Origin of the sequence: Citrobacter sp. CK185 (assembly GCF_030333565.1) — a bacterium.
Lineage (GTDB): Bacteria > Pseudomonadota > Gammaproteobacteria > Enterobacterales > Enterobacteriaceae > Citrobacter_B > Citrobacter_B koseri.
This window is the reverse complement of record NZ_JAOWFR010000023.1, coordinates 433,547-450,656: the sequence shown is the minus strand read 5'-3', so window position 1 is coordinate 450,656 and position 17,110 is coordinate 433,547. Positions and strand designations below refer to the sequence as shown.

The 17,110-nt window shown below is 54.9% G+C and carries 15 protein-coding genes; 1 reads left to right on the top strand and 14 read right to left on the bottom strand.

Translation table 11 applies throughout. The features are described from left to right. Nucleotides 1-129: 129 nt before the first annotated feature. Nucleotides 130-1,350 carry a fosmidomycin MFS transporter gene (fsr, locus tag OGV79_RS09785; RefSeq protein ID WP_012133495.1) on the bottom strand — a complete coding sequence of 407 codons (1,221 nt, stop codon included), beginning with the start codon at nucleotides 1,348-1,350 and terminating at the stop codon, nucleotides 130-132. 174 nt (nucleotides 1,351-1,524) lie between these two features. On the opposite strand from fsr, the gene ushA reads away from it, so the two are divergent. Then, nucleotides 1,525-3,177 (top strand): bifunctional UDP-sugar hydrolase/5'-nucleotidase UshA, encoded by a 1,653-nt coding sequence (ushA, locus tag OGV79_RS09780; protein ID WP_286468282.1) that lies wholly within the window; start codon nucleotides 1,525-1,527, stop codon nucleotides 3,175-3,177. 81 nt (nucleotides 3,178-3,258) lie between these two features. Here the strand turns inward: ushA and ybaK are convergent, their stop codons facing one another. From ybaK to OGV79_RS09715, 13 genes are all read right to left on the bottom strand, one after another. Next, nucleotides 3,259-3,738 (bottom strand): Cys-tRNA(Pro)/Cys-tRNA(Cys) deacylase YbaK, encoded by a 480-nt coding sequence (ybaK, locus tag OGV79_RS09775; RefSeq protein ID WP_012133493.1) that lies wholly within the window; start codon nucleotides 3,736-3,738, stop codon nucleotides 3,259-3,261. A 200-nt stretch (nucleotides 3,739-3,938) separates the two neighbouring features. After that, complete coding sequence (locus OGV79_RS09770) at nucleotides 3,939-4,733, bottom strand: TraB/GumN family protein (protein WP_047458383.1); 795 nt, start codon at nucleotides 4,731-4,733, stop codon at nucleotides 3,939-3,941. 143 nt (nucleotides 4,734-4,876) lie between these two features. Continuing rightward, nucleotides 4,877-7,378, bottom strand: a complete 2,502-nt coding sequence (copA, locus tag OGV79_RS09765; protein ID WP_286468280.1) for a copper-exporting P-type ATPase CopA — start codon at nucleotides 7,376-7,378, stop codon at nucleotides 4,877-4,879. 95 nt (nucleotides 7,379-7,473) lie between these two features. Then, complete coding sequence (locus tag OGV79_RS09760) at nucleotides 7,474-8,187, bottom strand: MgtC/SapB family protein (protein WP_286468278.1); 714 nt, start codon at nucleotides 8,185-8,187, stop codon at nucleotides 7,474-7,476. A gap of 64 nt (nucleotides 8,188-8,251) precedes the next feature. Then, on the bottom strand, nucleotides 8,252-9,235 hold the full coding sequence (locus tag OGV79_RS09755; protein ID WP_370906247.1) for a nucleoside hydrolase: 984 nt from the start codon (nucleotides 9,233-9,235) through the stop codon (nucleotides 8,252-8,254). Nucleotides 9,236-9,245: 10 nt separating this feature from the next. Further along, entirely contained in the window at nucleotides 9,246-10,277 is a 1,032-nt protein-coding gene (locus OGV79_RS09750; protein WP_024130582.1) for a LacI family DNA-binding transcriptional regulator, read from the bottom strand. Nucleotides 10,278-10,383: 106 nt separating this feature from the next. After that, nucleotides 10,384-11,778, bottom strand: coding sequence for an MFS transporter (locus tag OGV79_RS09745; RefSeq protein ID WP_286468277.1), 1,395 nt, complete (start codon nucleotides 11,776-11,778; stop codon nucleotides 10,384-10,386). A 207-nt stretch (nucleotides 11,779-11,985) separates the two neighbouring features. Then, a complete protein-coding gene (locus OGV79_RS09740; RefSeq protein ID WP_286468276.1) occupies nucleotides 11,986-12,756 on the bottom strand; it encodes a heme ABC transporter ATP-binding protein in 771 nt (256 codons plus the stop codon). Then, nucleotides 12,753-13,745 (bottom strand): FecCD family ABC transporter permease, encoded by a 993-nt coding sequence (locus OGV79_RS09735; RefSeq protein WP_286468275.1) that lies wholly within the window; start codon nucleotides 13,743-13,745, stop codon nucleotides 12,753-12,755. The genes OGV79_RS09740 and OGV79_RS09735 overlap by 4 nt, the downstream gene beginning before the upstream one ends. Nucleotides 13,746-13,795: 50 nt before the next feature. Beyond that, nucleotides 13,796-14,419, bottom strand: a complete 624-nt coding sequence (gene chuY, locus OGV79_RS09730) for an anaerobilin reductase (protein WP_286468274.1) — start codon at nucleotides 14,417-14,419, stop codon at nucleotides 13,796-13,798. Further along, nucleotides 14,419-14,913, bottom strand: coding sequence for a heme utilization cystosolic carrier protein HutX (hutX, locus tag OGV79_RS09725; protein ID WP_012133483.1), 495 nt, complete (start codon nucleotides 14,911-14,913; stop codon nucleotides 14,419-14,421). The genes chuY and hutX overlap by 1 nt, the downstream gene beginning before the upstream one ends. A 12-nt stretch (nucleotides 14,914-14,925) precedes the next feature. Then, nucleotides 14,926-16,263, bottom strand: coding sequence for a heme anaerobic degradation radical SAM methyltransferase ChuW/HutW (hutW, locus tag OGV79_RS09720; RefSeq protein WP_047458361.1), 1,338 nt, complete (start codon nucleotides 16,261-16,263; stop codon nucleotides 14,926-14,928). A 20-nt stretch (nucleotides 16,264-16,283) separates the two neighbouring features. Next, nucleotides 16,284-17,108 (bottom strand): heme/hemin ABC transporter substrate-binding protein, encoded by an 825-nt coding sequence (locus OGV79_RS09715; protein ID WP_286468273.1) that lies wholly within the window; start codon nucleotides 17,106-17,108, stop codon nucleotides 16,284-16,286. Nucleotides 17,109-17,110: the final 2 nt, after the last annotated feature.

Below are 17,110 nucleotides of genomic sequence, written 5' to 3'. Positions count from 1 at the left end.
AATTTGATGAAAAGTGGAATTTAGAATAAAAAAGGCACGGATTGGAAAACTGGCGGGGTGTCTGTGAGCTAAAGGCTTACGGTGACTGGAAGAGAGTGCGACCAAAGTTTACCTTTGGCCGCAGGAAAATCAGGCTTTATGTCGGTTGTCAGGCAAGAATATGGTCAGTATCCCCAGAAGTGGCAGGAAAGCACATATTTTGTAGACCAAATCAATACTGGTGTGGTCGGCGAGCAGGCCTAATACCGCAGCGCCAAGGCCTCCCATACCGAACGCGAAACCGAAAAAGAGCCCAGAAACCATACCGATACGCCCCGGAAGCAGTTCCTGCGCATACACCAGGATGGCAGAAAAGGCCGATGCGAGGATAAAACCAATTATCACGGTTAAAATCCCCGTCCAGTGCAGGGTTGCATAGGGTAAAACGAGAGTAAACGGCGCTACACCCAGAATTGAGCCCCAAATAACATATTTTCGGCCTATTTTATCACCCAGAGGCCCGCCGATTACCGTTCCAGCCGCAACGGCAAACAGGAAGGCAAACAGATGAAACTGTGCGTTTTGTACCGATAATCCGAATTTTTGCATCAGATAAAAGGTGTAATAGCTGCTGATGCTCGCCATATAGAAGTATTTGGAGAAAATCAGGACTAACAGCACGCTGACGGCAAGTATCACTTTATTGCGCGGCAGCGGATTGACGATGGTCGCCTTCGGTTTTCCTTTACTTATCCGGTGTTGCGCGGCATACCAGCGGCTGATCTGCGCCAGCACAATAATGGCCAGCAACGCGGCCAATACAAACCAGGCCACATTACCTTTGCCATATGGCGCGATGATGACAGCAGCCAGTAGCGGCCCCAGCGAACTGCCGAAGTTGCCGCCAACCTGGAAGATGGATTGCGCCAGCCCGTGGCGCCCGCCGGAGGCCATACGCGCCACGCGGGAAGATTCTGGATGAAATACCGAAGAACCGGTGCCGACCAGCGCCGCCGCCAGCAGTACGGCGCCAAAACTGCCCGCCAGCGCCAGCAGTACCAGACCGCTCAGCGTAAAGCACATCCCAATGGGGAGCGACCACGGCATGGGATATTTATCCGTCCAGTATCCGACGACCGGCTGGAGCAGGGAGGAGGCGAGCTGGAAGGTCAGGGTAATCATCCCTATCTGCATAAAGGTCAGGGAAAACTCTGATTGCAGCAGCGGGTAAATCGCTAAAATTAGCGACTGGATCATATCGTTCAACAAATGAGACAGGCTGATCGCGCCTAAGATGCCAAACGAGGTGCGTGCTTTAGTCGCCGCAGCAGAGGCGCCCGCTAACGGCTGGGTTGGTTCACTCATTGCCATAGAATGTCACTTCTGTTTTGTTTGCGATGTTGGGGATAATCGAATTTGTAATTATTACTCGACTAACATACCTGTGGACGGTGTTTGAAGGAAGTCTCAATTCTGAAAACATTTTCGACTATTATTTCAGATCATTGTAATTTCAGCGGTTGATATTGAGTCAGGGAGAGAAGCATGAAATTTTTGAAACGGGGTGTGGCGCTGGCATTGTTTGCCGCGTTTACGCTGGCAAGCCAGCCTGTTCAGGCTTATGAAAAAGATAAAACCTATAAAATCACCATCCTGCATACTAACGATCACCACGGCCATTTCTGGCGCAGCGAATACGGCGAGTACGGTTTATCGGCGCAAAAAACGCTGGTGGACGGCATTCGCAAAGAGGTTGCGGCTGAAGGCGGCAGCGTGCTGCTGCTTTCCGGCGGCGACATTAACACTGGCGTACCGGAATCCGACTTGCAGGACGCGGAACCTGACTTTCGTGGTATGAACCTGATTGGCTACGATGCGATGGCCGTCGGTAATCATGAGTTTGATAATCCGCTCAGCGTGCTGCGTCAGCAGGAAAAGTGGGCCAAATTCCCCTTCCTCTCTGCCAATATCTACCAAAAGAGTACCGGAGAACGCCTGTTCAAGCCCTGGGCTATTTTTAAACGCCAGGATCTGAAAATCGCCGTCCTCGGATTGACGACGGACGACACCGCGAAGATCGGTAACCCGGAATTCTTCACCGATATCGAGTTCCGTAAACCGGCCGAAGAGGCGAAGGTGGTGATTCAGGAACTGCAAGTGAATGAAAAGCCGGACATCATTATCGCCACTACCCACATGGGGCACTATGACAACGGCGATCACGGTTCGAACGCGCCGGGCGATGTTGAAATGGCGCGTAGTCTGCCAAAAGGCTCGCTGGCGATGATTGTGGGTGGTCACTCACAGGACCCGGTGTGCATGGCGTCCGAAAACAAAAAGCAGGTTGATTATGTGCCGGGTACGCCTTGCGCGCCGGATAAGCAGAACGGCATCTGGATTGTGCAGGCGCATGAGTGGGGGAAATACGTTGGCCGCGCGGACTTTGAGTTCCGTAACGGCGAGATGAAAATGGTCAACTATCAGCTCATTCCGGTAAACCTGAAGAAGAAAGTCACCTGGGATAACGGGAAAAGTGAGCGCGTACTTTACACCCCGGAAATTTCAGAAAATCAGCAAATGCTCTCGCTTCTGACGCCATTCCAGAACAAAGGTAAAGCGCAACTGGACGTGAGAATTGGCAGCGTCAATGGTCGTCTTGAAGGTGATCGCAACAAAGTTCGCTTTGTGCAGACTAATATGGGCCATCTGATTCTGGCCGCGCAAATCGCGCGCACCAGCGCCGATTTCGGCGTGATGAGCGGCGGGGGGATTCGCGACTCCATTGAAGGCGGCAACATTACCTATAAAAGCGTGCTCAAGGTGCAGCCGTTTGGCAACGTAGTGGTCTATGTCGACATGAGCGGTAAAGAGGTGATTGATTACCTGACCGCCGTCGCACAGATGAAGCCGGATTCCGGGGCGTATCCGCAGTTTGCGAACGTCAGTTTTGTGGCGAAAGACGGCAAACTTCATGACCTGAAAATTAAAGGCGAGCCTGTTGACCCGGCGAAAACCTACCGGATGGCGACGCTGAGCTTCAATGCGACGGGCGGCGACGGGTATCCGCAAATTGATAATAAACCGGGATACGTGAATACCGGGTTTATTGATGCGGAAGTGCTGAAAGAGTACGTGCAGAAGAACTCACCGCTGGATGCCAGCGCGTATGAGCCGAAGGGCGAAGTCAGCTGGCAGTAACAGGGCGTAGTGCCGGTACGGGTCAATGCGGTTTGTAGGCCTGATAAGCGTAGAGCCATCAGGCAATCATTCTAAAATCGCTTAATCCCGGCGAGCGATATCGGCGAATTTCGCATCCAGAATTTTGGCTAAATCGCCCGCCGCCAGCTCGATGTCCAGCCCGCGTTTGCCGCCGGAAACATAAATGGTGGCGAACGTTTGGGCCGGCGCGTCAATCAGCGTCGGCAGCCGTTTTTTCTGCCCCAGCGGGCTGATGCCGCCGACCAGATAACCTGTCGTCCGTTGGGCGACCATCGGATCGGCCATATCGACCTTTTTAGCCCCCAGCGCTTTCGCTACTTTTTTCAGATCCAGCTGTCCGGCAACGGGCGTTACCGCGACCGCCAGGTGCTTCATATCGCCGTTTACGGCAACCAGCAGCGTCTTGTAAACCTGATCAGGATTCAGGCCTAATTTGCGCACCACTTCATCGCCAAAATTGGTTTCTGACGGATCGTGATCGTAGGCGTGGATCTGAAAAGTAATGTTGTTTTTTTCGAGTAATTTTACGGCGGGTGTCATAGCAATTATTCCTGGCCCAGACAAAATACCCTTAAAGCATACGCCTGATGGTGGTCTAAAAAATAGTACCATCTTGCGCAATAGTATTGGCAGGATGGTGACTTTGAGCGACAATCGACATAACCAGGGCGCTACGTCCTGGCATAATAATAACGATGAAATTCCTCTTTGACGGGCCAATAGAAATATTGGCCATTTTTTTAACGCATTAGCGCAGGCAAATTGCCTTCCCCGTAAAGATGAAGCGCGCCGACTGCCACGACGTACCGCCCTGGCGGCATGGCATGCAGACGCTCCCGCCAGGCGACATTTCGCTGATGCATCAGCACATCATACAGCGACTGACTGAAGGTATTCGGCAACGAAATAGCATTATTCTGCGGGGGCGATTTCAGCCACCAGCTCATCATCTGTTGCAGCAGTCTGGCGTTGGTATGCCAGTGCGTCAGGGTATCATCCAGTAGCGCCAGTCCGTTATCAGGGAGCTGGCACAGCAGATCGATCTGGCTGGAAGCGCCTTCCAGTTCGATGATCGGTTTTTGCGCCTGTTTTGCCGTTTTCAGCAACTGGTAATCAATACCGTATTCCGGTCGCAGCCCCAGTTGTTGCGCCTGAGTCGCCTGCAATATCATGGCGATTTGCCATAACGGCTGGGTCGAAAAGAGAGAAGGGGAAATGCCCAGTTCATGGGTGATTTTATGCAGGCGCTGACGTAACTCGTCGCTAATTCGCTCATCCAGGTCGGCAAAGGCAGGCAGGTCGGTAAAAGGCGAATCGTTGCCTGAAACATCGGCTTCAACAATCAGCGCGTCCGCCTGCCTGAGCTTTTTAAGCAGTTTTGCCGGAAGGGGGGCCATATCGCGCGTTCCCATGTGAATACTGCCCACAAGATGAAAACAGCGATCGCCGGGTAACATGATGTCGATGGCAGGCCAGGTATAATGGTTGCCGCGCAGTGCAGCCCATAACGCTTTTACCCGGTATAACAGATCCATACGCCCTCCCTTAGTGGAAAACCATGCTAGCGTGTGGCTCTGGAAGGTGCAATGCGTGAAATGCCGGATGGCGACGCAAAAGCGTCTTATCCGGCCTACGATGAGAGTGCTGCGTAGGCCGGATAAGCGTTAGCGCAGGCGCCTTATTCTTTTGGTTTAAAGCGCAACAACCGGTTGGCGTTGCTCACCACGGTAATTGAGGAAAGCGCCATTGCCGCGCCTGCCACAACCGGGTTAAGCAGCGTGCCGGTGAACGGCCACAGAATCCCGGCGGCAACGGGGATGCCGATGCTGTTATAGATAAACGCGCCGAGCAGGTTCTGCTTCATGTTTCGCAGGGTCGCCCGTGAGATGGCCAGCGCGTCAGCTACGCCCATCAGGCTATGGCGCATCAGGGTTATCGCCGCAGTTTCAATCGCCACGTCGCTGCCGCCGCCCATCGCGATGCCGACATCCGCCTGCGCCAGCGCCGGTGCGTCGTTGATGCCATCGCCGACCATTGCGACCTGACGTCCCTGACTTTGCAGACGCTTAATCGCATCGGCTTTACCGTCCGGCAGCACGCCCGCGATCACCTCATCAATCCCGGCCTCTTTGGCAATGGCGTTGGCGGTGGTCGGGTTATCCCCGGTTAACATCACCAGACGATACCCGGCGCGGTGCAGGCGCTGAAGCGCTGCGACGCTGTCGTTACGCAGCGGATCGCGGATCGCCAGCAGCGCCGCGGCTTTTCCGTCAATCGCCAGCAATACGGGCGTTGCCCCCTGAGAAGCCTGTGCTGAAATTTCAGCGTCCATTGCGGTCGTGACAACCTGTTGTTCATTCAGCAGCGCCTGATTGCCTAACAGCAACGTATGCCCGTCCGCTTCGCCGCTAACGCCTAAGCCACGTAACGTCCGAAAGTTATTCACCTGAGGCAGGGCGGCGTCGGCGGCTTTTTCCAGGATAGCGTGCGCCAGCGGGTGGCTGGAGCCTTGTTCCAGCGCGGCCGCCAGACGTAAGGCGCTCGTCTCATCGGTATCGCCAAATGTCCTGATGGCGACGACCTGCGGTTTACCTTCCGTCAACGTACCTGTTTTATCAAATATCACGGTGTCCAGCGTGCTGGCGCGTTGCAGCGCGTCGGCGTCGCGTACCAGGACGCCAAATTCAGCGGCGCGTCCGACGCCCGAGATAATCGACATCGGTGTCGCCAGACCCAGCGCACACGGACAGGCGATAATCAGGACGGTGGTGGCGATCACCAGCGTGTAAACAATTTGCGGCGCCGGCCCAAAGATATACCAGATACCTGCGCTCACCAGGGCAATCACCACCACGACTGGCACGAACACCGAGGAGATTTTATCGGCAAGCTGACCGATTTCCGGTTTGCTGCTCTGTGCCTGGCGCACCATGCGAATAATGCGCGACAGGGTGGTATGGCTGCCGACTGCGCTTGCGCGAAACAGCACGCTGCCGTCCTGCACCACGGTTCCGGCGTGAACGCTGTCGCCTTCGCCTTTCTGCTGCGGGATGGGTTCGCCAGTGAGCATCGCTTCATCCAGCCAGGCTTCACCCTGAGTGATTTCACCGTCTACCGGTACACGGTCGCCGGTGGTCAGACGCAGCAACATGCCCGGCTGTACATCCGCCAGAGGTACGCTTTTTTCACCGTCATCAGTGACCACGCGCGCCGTCGGCGGGGTTAAGTCGAGCAATTTTTCCAGCGCTTTAGAAGAGCGCTGACGCGCGCGGGCTTCCAGCATGTGTCCGAGGTTGATCAGACCGATGATCATCGCACTGGCTTCATAATAGAGATGGCGCGCTTCCATCGGGAACCACTGCGGCCACAGGTTGACGCTCATCGAATAGAGCCAGGCCACCCCGGTGCCGAGCGCCACCAGCGTATCCATCGTGGCGGTGCCGTTCATCAGGCTTTTCCATGCGCTGCGGTAGAAGTGTCCACCCGCAAAAACCATCACGGCAAGGGTCGCCAGGCCGATTGCCAGCCACAGGCTGCGGTTATCGGCGGTGACCATCATGTTGTCGCCGAGCATCCCCCAGACCATCACCGGCACGCCGACCAGCAGCGCGACAATCGCCTGCCAGCGGAAGCGTTTCATGGTAGCGAGTGCGGTTTCCTGCTGGCGTTCGCGGCGTTTAACGTCATCTTCGATCGCTTCTGCGCCGTAGCCTGCTTTCTCTACCGCCTGCACTAAATCTGCGGCGGACGCGCTGCCCATTACCAGCGCAGTGCGTTCCGCCAGGTTTACCCGTGCCTGTGTGACGCCCGGTACGCTTTGCAACGCGTTTTGCACCCGGGAAACACAGCTGGCGCAGCTCATGCCGCTTAACAGCAGCTGTTGGCTTTCATCATCGGCCGTCGCTGCCGGAAGCTCAGGGGGAACCGCTGTCAGTGCTTCCGACGGGATTGATGACTCCGCCAGCGGTTTAGCCTTTGGGTGGCTTAACTCCGCGCCGTAACCGGCTTGTTTAATGGTTTCAATAAGCGCTTCGGCGCTGGCGCTGCCGGTAACGTGCGCTTCGGTTACCGTGACGTCCGCCTGTTCAACGTCAGGACGTTGTTCAAGACTTTCTTTCACGCGTTTGACGCAGTGACCACAAGACAGACCGTCCAGGGTCAGGTCGATAGTTTGAGACATAACACACTCCTTTATGACAGGATTAACTGACTGTGATAAAGGGTAAACCTTCCATCAAGGGGAAGGTCAAGAAGTTTGTTTTATACTCGTGTTTTTCAGTGTTCCAGCGCGATAGCGCAGACGTGTTCGAGCGTAGAAAGGTTGCTGTACAGTTCGGGCAAGGTTATTTTTTTTCTGATCACAACCTTAAGGTTGACCTCTATTTTTCCCTTTTTTACATCGCGGATAGTAATGGTCTCAATAATGCTTTTTTGCTGATTAATACTTTCTACCAGCGTTTGTAGCCCTGATTTTTCGTCAAGAATAATGCGGATTTTTACTTTGCCGGGGAGCTGGTTTTTTGTTTGTAAAAAGATCACAAAATAACTGAGCTTTATAGCCAGCAGAAATAACCCTGTGGCAAGCAGGGCATGAAGATAAAAACCGGCTCCGCTGGTAATTCCTATGCCAGCAGAAGCCCAGACGATAGCTGCGGTTGTTAGCCCGGATATCGCATCATCATGGCGATGGAGGATAACCCCGGCACCGAGAAAACCCACGCCACTGATGATTTGTGCGGCCAGGCGCATAGGATCGCTACGGATATTCATTGAAATCTCAGCGTAATACTCCGCAGATTGAATCGAAACAATGGTCAGGGCACAACTGGCTACTGAAATAATCACACATGTTTTAAACCCGACAGGCTTTCCCTTTGATTCTCTTTCAAGCCCGATGATTCCTCCCAGGAAAAAAGCGACGCAAATTTTGCATAATGTAATTAAAATTGATTCTCCTTCACCAGAGAGGATGGGTGCTAACGTATTCATTTTTCCTCCAGAAAAACATAACCTTACATACTGCGCGGCTACCTTCTTTTTCTGTGCAGCATCGCTATGCGCCGTAGCGATGGATGTAGTGTTCAATCAGCGAAAGAAGTTGATGGTTATCGATAGTCTGTAGAATTTTTATCATCGCGCCTTTGGGCTCGGGTATTCCCACGTCCAGGCGTAATGTGTCACGTCCATAACGACAGGTCATACCACGAGTAAGGCCTTCAAGCGAGACGTCCAGAAAGTCTTCTGTCGTTGCGGCGAGCGAGGGATCAAGCAACCAGGCGATCGTCAGAACATCGTGGATCCAGCAGCCAGGCAGATTGCGGGTCTGCATAGAGTAGGTGATCCACGGGCGAATGGTTTTCTCCAGATAGCGACCAAGAACGTTTTCTGCCGCAGCCAGACGATCCAAATCGGTATGAAGCATTTGGGTTTTTGTCGTGACATCCATCGGAACCAATGTGACCGGCGCACCGCTGGTGAGTACGGCATGAGCTGCTTCTGGATCAAGGCCAAAATTAGTGTCTTTCAGATAGCCAGGAACATTGAATACTCCGCCCATGATCACGATATTTTTCACCGCATGAACGAGCTGCGGATAGAGCTGTAGAGCAATGGCGACGTTGGTGAGTGGGCCTGTTGCAACCAGCGTTATCTCACCGGGGTTATTGCATATCAGCTCACCTATCGCCTCAGGCGCAAGAGGCTTCGTGGCCTGGTATGCCTGCGGAACGGGGACATCAGCCCAGAGTTGGCGTAAGCCATATTGGTCTACACCATGATCAAGCTTTTCCCGCCAGGGCTGCGGATCTTCTCTGAGCGCGCGTGCGGCGCCACGGTAGACAGAAACGGGTACACCTAATTGTTGGACGAAGTCTTTGGCTACTGCATATCCGATTTCTACCGGTGTATTACCAGCCACCGTTGTGATCATCTCCAGAGAGATTTGCGGCGCGGCAATGGCGAGTGCCAGCGCGAGGCCGTCATCGATATTGGCGCCGGGAATGCCATTACCCGGATCGCAGTCGATAATCACGCGCATAGATTTATTTTTATCTGGTTTCAGGTTGTACTTCATGTCCCTGGCAGCCACACGACTCTCCCACTCGTAAAAAAAACTCAAATTCAACGCGGCGAACTTCTCCATCCCAGTTTTTCAACATATCAATTGCCGCACGAGCCATTTTGTCGACAGGCTGTCGGACGGCGGTCAGGGAAGGTACGTTGTAAGCCGATTCTTGTGTTGCGTTAAAGCAGACCAGCGCCACATCCTGTGGAACGCGTAATCCTTGTTCTGCCAGAGCGCGTAAACAGCCAAGCGCCTGCTGTTCGTTGGTTGCGAACAGCGCGCGCGGTGGTTTACCTTGCAACATGCGTTTTGTCGCCTCGTAACCTCCGGCGCGGGTATAGTTAGTCGAAAAGATCCAGGAAGGGTTGATAATTAGCGATGACTCTTCCAGCGCTAGCTGCCATCCCCGGATACGATCCTGGGTGTTCAACATTTCACGCGGACCACAAATAATGCCAATATCGCGGTAACCGTGATCAATCAGATGCTTCGTCACCTGCCAGGCCGCCAGTTGTTCATCTACCTGAATAACACTGACATTCAACCCAGGGTCCACGCGATCCAGCATGACGCAGGGGGTTCCGCTCTCCTGAATCAGCTCAATATAGGGATGCCGGTCAACACTGGTATAGATAAGCCCGTCGACCTGACGGTGTAGCATATTGTTGATCAGTTCACGCTCACGTCCGCTGTTGTCGCCCGCATCGCCCAGCAGGAGCACTTTCCCATCAGAAAATGCTTCACGTTGCAGGGCATGCGCCATTGAGGCGATAAACGGGTTAGAGATGTCTGGCGCAATGAGTCCATAGGTTTGCGTGCTGCCTGAAGCCAGGGCGCGCGCTATACCATTAGGTCGATAACCAGTTTTTTTTATGGCCTGCAATACGCGCTGTCGGGTTGCTTCGGCGACGGGGCGCGGACCGTTATTAATAACGTAACTGACAACAGCGACAGATGTTCCCGCTTCTTTTGCAACATCAGAACGTGTTACGCGTTGTGAATGTGATTGGGTCACAAGGCACCTACCTGATTGAGTTCAGAGTGATCTTTTTTCCTGACAGCATAAGGCGTTATGACCCAAAAATCTTTGGTAAAGAACGCGCAACTCACGTTCTCTGGCCTCAAATTGCATCCTCGGGCAAGTTGAGATCCCGCCCACGAGTCTCTGGCGCGAAGAAAGTCGTCACCAGCCCAATTGCGGCCATCAGGGTGAAATAGACGGCGATAGGCCACCAGTGTCCGTAAAATGAGAGCAGCGCCGAGGCGACAAGTGGTGCCGTACCGCCAGACATAATGGACCCCAGCTCTTTTGCGAAAGCCATTTTAGTATAACGGTTGGTCACACCGAAAAGCTCAACGCCCCATGCAGCCTGAACACCGAAAATGCCCAGTGAAGCGAGCCCCATTCCGGTAATGATCGTCGGGATAACAATCCACGGTTCACGAGAATCCAGCAGCATGAATGCCGGAAATGCGTACAGAATCAGTAGCAGACAGAACCAACGGTAAGTGATACGTCTGCCAAATCGGTCAGAAAGCCAACCCGCCAGCGGAATAATGGCAAATCCCAGAATAGAGGCGATAAATACCGCAACAGTGGGGACAGATTTATCAACCATCAGCACTTTGGCAACATAGCCAATGATGAATCCCTGGGCCAGATAGGAGGGGCCATTTTCGCCGATGCGTAATCCGACCATGGTCCAGAACGCTCTGGTGCGTTGCCAGAAGCTACGGGTGTCATACTGTTGCATCTCCTGACCCTGGCGAAGCGCGTTCTCTCGCTCGGCTTGCAGGAGTGCTTTTTGACGCTCAAAGACGGGCGTTTCACGCATATGGCGGCGAATAAACAGTGCTGTGGCGGCGATGAGGAAGCTGCAAAGAAAAGGGATGCGCCATCCCCAGCTTAGCAAGGCGTCTTTATCCATTTGCAGTACGATGAGCCAGACTAAAGAAGCCAGCAATGTTCCGCTATTTGAGCCCAGAGCGATAATCGAGGAGACCAGTCCGCGATGCTTAACTGGGGCATATTCACCGAGCATGACGGTGCCGCCTGAAAGCTCTGCCCCGGCGCCCAGCCCTTGGGAAAATCGTAAGATGACCAGGCATACCGGCGCCCAAACGCCAATCTGGGCGTAGCTGGGAATTAAACCGATCAACATGGTCGACATGCCCATTAACCCGATAGTGATAACCATGACAGTCTTCCGGCCATGACGGTCGCCTATCCAGCCGAACAACAGCGCGCCGATGGGGCGTGCTATAAACCCGACGGAATAGGCGGCGAAGCTGGAAAGTAGCGCCATAACTGGTGTGGCTTCAGGAAAAAAGACGTCGCCAAAGATAATGCCTGCGGCGAGGCCATACAGCGCAAAATCGGCATATTCCATTGTCGTGCCTAACCAGCAGGAAAATGTCGCTCGCCAGAATTCGCGGCGCCCCTCGGGGGTTTCCAGTCGTTCCTGAGCTGCCTGTTGGCCGTCCGTCAGGGGAACAGAGGATGAATGCGTGTTCATAAGAACTCCTTGAAGTTAGCTGTCGACATAAGTCGCAGGTTTATACTCTTCACGTTCTACTCGCGTAGATATTATATTTTTACCGCAGATTAATAAATCTACCCGCGTAGAATGACCAGTTGAAAGAGTCAGAATTGAGAAAGCGATCACTTATAACAGGCAATTGTTACAGAAAATGGAGCATCAGCATTCGATGCTCCGCAAGTTTTACCGATCGAGGACGATCAGCGGTGAGAGATTTGATGGATCGTTTAAAACCGTGATATCCGCGCCGTAAAGCGTTTTCAGCGCCTGTTGTTTCAGCACCTCCTGCGGCCTGCCGTTATCAATAAGGCGGCTGTTTGCCATCAGCACCACCCGGTCGGCATAGCGTGCGGCAAGATTGAGATCGTGCAGCACGCAGCAGACGTTGAACTGCCGTTCACGCACCAGTTGGCGCAGCAGACGGAAAAGATGCTGCTGGTGGTGAATATCCAGCGCGGAGGTGGGTTCATCCAGAAACAGCCATTTGGGCGAGGGCTCGGATTCCCAGAGCTGAACCAGCAGGCGCGCCAGCTGTACCCGCTGCTGTTCGCCGCCCGACAACTGCCGGTAATCACGCGAGGCCAGCTGGCTGCAATCGCACAACGCCATGATGTGCTCGGTTTCATCGCGTGGATTATGCGTCCGATGAGGATGCCTGCCCATGCGAATGACTTCCCGAACGCTGAACGGGAACGCCATGTGGCTATTCTGGCGCATCACCGCGCGGGTCTTCGCCAGTTCCGTCAGCGGCCATTCGGTCAGCGGCTTGCCCAGAAGCGTACAGCGACCAGAGTCGGGTTTCAGATACCCGGTAAGCTGGCGCAGCAGCGTGGATTTCCCGGCGCCATTCGGCCCTAGAATAGCGACGATTTCACCACCAGGCAGAGTCAGCGAAACATTGTCCGTTAAACGGCGTCCATGAATGCTGTAAACCAGATTTTGGGCATCAATCATACCACCCTCCGGCTGTTCAGAATGAGCCACAGGAACCAGGGGCCGCCAATCAGGCTGGTCAGAAGGCCGACCGGCATCTCCGCAGGCTGTACCAGCGTGCGTGCCAGCGTGTCGGCAACCAGGAGCAAACATGCCCCTGCAAGTGTAGAGCAGGGAATGAGCCAGCGATGGTCTGCGCCGATGATCATGCGAATTAAATGGGGAACCACCAGACCGATAAAGCCAATCACGCCGCTTACCGAAACGGCTGTGCCCACCAGCAGGGAGCTGAGCAACAACAGCTGCTGACGTTTACGCTTTACGTTTACCCCCAAATAGTGCGCCTCTTCATCCCCTAATTGCAGCAGGTTTAGCGTCCCGGAAAGACAGGCGGTGGCGGCGATGGCGGGCAGCGCGAACGAACTGGCCACCAGTAGCGTCGGCCACTGCGCCTGGCCGAGGCTGCCCATCATCCATAGCGTCAACTGACGTAATTGCTGTTCGTCGCCAACATAGCTCAGTATGCCGATAGCCGCCCCGCACAGCGCATTAATCGCAATCCCGGCCAGCAGCAGTTGCATCATACCGCCGTGAGCGTGGCGCAGGCTGATCAGAAAAATAACCGCGCAGACCACCACGCTGCCGGCGACGGCAAAGATCATCTGTTCATAGAGCGCCAGAACGACGGGCAACGAAAGAGGGAAAACGATCGCGACGCCGACCATTAACGCAGAGCCGCTGCTGACGCCGAGCAACCCCGGATCGGCCATCGGGTTGCGAAAAAGTCCCTGCATGATCACGCCCGCCGTCGCCAGCGCGCCGCCAACCAGCACGGCCAACAGAACGCGGGGCAAACGGATGTTCAGCCAGATATCCCGGTACTCTTGGTTAAACAGCGCGCTGAAGCTGATGTTCAACGCCCCCTGGCTGGCGCCGAACAGCACCAGTGCGATCAGCAAGAGTGAAAGCCCCGTCAATACACTGAGGGAAGAGAGTGAATCCTTGAACACTCGAATCTCCATAACGTCATTGCGGCGCGGATGTCCGCGCCGCGAGGGGATCACACCGGCTTTAGTTCAGGCTCAACCAGACTGTAGATCTGATTGTTAAGCGCAGGCGCGCAGGCCAGTTCATGAATATGGGCGGCGACATCCGCACGCATCACAAACCCGTGGCACTCCTGTCCCTGGTAGCGCTGCGCTTTACCTGTTGCATCGCCATTCAGTAAACCGCCAGGCCGCAGGATGGCATAATCCAGCTGACTGGTTTGCAGCCAACTTTCCGCCAGCGTTTTTTCCCGCACGGCCTGGCCGAATGCGGCTTTCGCGCGAGGGGATAAAAATGCCCAACTGTCGCCGCATCCCAGCGACGTCACCAGAATCATGCGTTTGATGCCCACTTTTTCCGCTTCATCAATAACGGTTCTGTGCGCCAGATAATCCTGGTTTCCCCCCATTGATGAAATGACAAGCGCCTGCGGCCCTGCGGCATGGCAGGCGCAGGACACGACGCTTGCGTCGCAGGCATCGCCAATAAATACCTGAACGCCTTTGCTTTGCAAAAGGGCCGCGGTTTCCGGGTGACGAATCACGGCAACGACCGGGCGCTGTTGCGTCAGCGCGAGTTCAAGCGTTCTGGCACCCACGCCCGTACCGCCGGCACCGAAAAGTAACCACGGCGTCATCAGGCGTTTTCCTTCAGAGAGGAGGCCAGTGTGCGGAAGGCGTCAACCTGTTCGCCCAGTAGCTGACGATGCTCGTCGCGACCGAGGAAGACTTTAAACATGGCGCTGCCCGCCTGGTTGAGGAACAGAATAGACGCAGTGTCCATGCCCATAAATTTGCGTTCCACTAAGGCGATGTGCGTGCAGTTTTCCGCTTTGATATGGCCGGTCATGCCTTTTTTACCGCGCAGATTGAAATAACCGTGACGATGGAAGCCGGAGGGCAGTTCACCGGTAAATTCGAGAATGACATCGGCGGTGTGCACCAGGGTTGTGACTTTGCCCCATTCGCTGACGGTGTCCCAGACGGTATCGAATTTATCGCCGCTGACCAGGGTATGAGAGGGCAGGTTTTTGACTACGTCTAAAAGCGTGGTGTTGTACTGTGCGGCGATCGCTTCCAGCGTTCCGTCCGGCTCAGTGCGCAAAAAATCCTGTAAAGAGACATGGCTCATAAGTTACTCCTTTTATGGTTTATCTACCGCGATGCGCGGTGCGTTAAGTTCCTGAATCAGCTCGTCAAGAGACTGCAAAATATTGCTTGCCCAGAAGCGTCCTTCGTTGGTCAGACGCAGGCAGGTTGACGCATCGCGGGTCAGCCCCGCGTTGTGCCATTGGGTCAGTAACGGAATCAGTTGCTCCGCGTGAGGCGTCAGCTCATCAAGCGGTACGCGCGCTGTTTCAATCCCCGCCTGTAACGTATGGCGCCACTGAAAGCCGCGTTCGGCGGTACGCATCATCATCATTAACGGCTTTTTCCCGGCGGCGATAGTTTCATGCCAGGTGGAAAGGTTTCTCTCCACCATCCAGGAGTAGCCGTTGACCGAACCGCCTGCGCCGGAGCCGAAGGCGAGGCAGTCAGCGCCTTGCTTGATCAGCAGGTTGTACAGGTTGCGTTCTCGGGTGGTACGCGCCCAGTGGCTGTTGCTGATGCAGCGCCAGCCCGCGCTATCCATAAAATCGCAGCCCTGAAGGTAGAGGTCGCGACGCGCTGAGGGGGAAGGAACGGTCGTCCGGCCACTTTCAACCGCTTTACCGAGCGGCGTATTGGGAAGCAAATTCAGCGCATACAGATCGATCCCATCCAGCCCGATATCGCGGGCTATCGCCAGATCTTCGCCCCACAGGGCGGCATCCTGACCGGGCAGGCCGAACAGCAGATCGCACACCACGGCGGCGCGATCCCGCCGCACCAGACCGTTCATAAAGGCGATGGCGGTTGGGCCGTCCGAGGTGCGCGCCATTTTCTTGCGGATCTTGCTGTTGAAAGACTGAATGCCGATAGAAAACCGATTGGCGCCCGCATCAAGACAGGCATCAACGCGGGCATCATCAAAGTTGAGCACCCGACCTTCGATGGTGATTTCGCAATCTGGCGCCAGCGGCAGTTTTTCACGCAGCGTGGTGATGATCCTGGCCAGATCCCTGGCCGACAGCGCAGACGGCGTTCCACCGCCGAAATACACCGCATGAATGGGCGCTGACTGGTGCAGCGTGCTGTCGGCTTCCATCTCTATTTCACGTAGCAGGGCGTCGGTATAGCGTGCGCAATGATCCTCTTCAAAGCGGTTCTGATAAAAACCGCAGAAAGTACAGTGGGTTGCGCAAAAAGGGATATGTAAATACACCAGTCTTTTGCGCGGTGGAACGGTCTGGCTGATGACGTTCTGCCAGGTTTGTGACAATTGCTCTTTTGCAACAGGAATTGCACCACGCCACGGCATCGTGGCCCGACGATCCTTAAAGGGCTGGTTCCCCTCCAGCGCGAAATGTGGAGTGAGATCCAGCGTGTGTTGAGTATTCATAATTGTAATGCCAAATCCATTTAATGAGGCCAGAGTTGCTGGTGCAGAGTTTCAACGGCGTCAGCGACGCGGGGACCCATCCCCAGAATCAACGCCTGATCAATGGCGATGATCCGCTGATTTTTCCAGGCGGAGGTATGGGTGATACCGGCAATGGCGCGCAGGCGATTGATGTCGCCCTCGACCATCTGTGATGTCACAACAATCACCTGCGGGTTTGCCGCAATCAGCGATTCCGCGCTGTAACTTTTATATTGCGCATGCTGGGCGACATTCTGCGCGCCTGCGAGGGTCAGAATCGCGTCAGCGACGCTGCCCTTACCGGCGATCTGCGGGGCGCTGCCCCCCGCAGAAAGAATAAACATCGCCTTAACCGGCGCGCCTTTCGCCTTCACGCTGTCCTGCACACGATCCAGCCGCTGGCGAATGTGGTTAACCAGCGCGTCGCCCTGCTCAGGAACCTGGAGTGTGTTCGCCAGGGCATGAATATTGGCATACATCTGGTCAACGGTGGCCGGAACGCGCGGCAGGGTGACAACGTTGACTTTTTGGGTGCGCAACTGCTCCAGCACAATATGCGGGCCCGCGTCCTGCCAGGTAATAAAGCTGTCCGGGCGCAGCGATAAAATGCCTTCACTGTTCAGTTGCTTCCAGTAGCCAATATGCGGCAGTGCAGCGGTTTCGGGGGGATAAGAGGTGGTTTCATCCACCCCGACAACGCGATCGCCGATGCCCATCGCAAAAATAAGCTCGCTGAGAGAACCGCCCGCCACCACCAGTCGTTCGGCCGCCTGCACGCTGAAGGCGCTAACCAGCGCCAGTAAGCCAATGACAAGTCTCTTCATCG

Excerpts from the sequence above, each read along its gene's own strand:
- fsr (WP_012133495.1), bottom strand. The coding sequence starts at position 1,350 with ATGGCAATGAGTGAACCAACCCAGCCGTTAGCGGGCGCCTCTGCTGCG.
- ushA (WP_286468282.1), top strand. The coding sequence starts at position 1,525 with ATGAAATTTTTGAAACGGGGTGTGGCGCTGGCATTGTTTGCCGCGTTT.
- ybaK (WP_012133493.1), bottom strand. The coding sequence starts at position 3,738 with ATGACACCCGCCGTAAAATTACTCGAAAAAAACAACATTACTTTTCAG.
- OGV79_RS09770 (WP_047458383.1), bottom strand. The coding sequence starts at position 4,733 with ATGGATCTGTTATACCGGGTAAAAGCGTTATGGGCTGCACTGCGCGGC.
- copA (WP_286468280.1), bottom strand. The coding sequence starts at position 7,378 with ATGTCTCAAACTATCGACCTGACCCTGGACGGTCTGTCTTGTGGTCAC.
- OGV79_RS09760 (WP_286468278.1), bottom strand. The coding sequence starts at position 8,187 with ATGAATACGTTAGCACCCATCCTCTCTGGTGAAGGAGAATCAATTTTA.
- OGV79_RS09755 (WP_370906247.1), bottom strand. The coding sequence starts at position 9,235 with ATGCGCGTGATTATCGACTGCGATCCGGGTAATGGCATTCCCGGCGCC.
- OGV79_RS09745 (WP_286468277.1), bottom strand. The coding sequence starts at position 11,778 with ATGAACACGCATTCATCCTCTGTTCCCCTGACGGACGGCCAACAGGCA.
- OGV79_RS09740 (WP_286468276.1), bottom strand. The coding sequence starts at position 12,756 with ATGATTGATGCCCAAAATCTGGTTTACAGCATTCATGGACGCCGTTTA.
- chuY (WP_286468274.1), bottom strand. The coding sequence starts at position 14,419 with ATGACGCCGTGGTTACTTTTCGGTGCCGGCGGTACGGGCGTGGGTGCC.
- hutX (WP_012133483.1), bottom strand. The coding sequence starts at position 14,913 with ATGAGCCATGTCTCTTTACAGGATTTTTTGCGCACTGAGCCGGACGGA.
- hutW (WP_047458361.1), bottom strand. The coding sequence starts at position 16,263 with ATGAATACTCAACACACGCTGGATCTCACTCCACATTTCGCGCTGGAG.
- OGV79_RS09715 (WP_286468273.1), bottom strand. The coding sequence starts at position 17,108 with ATGAAGAGACTTGTCATTGGCTTACTGGCGCTGGTTAGCGCCTTCAGC.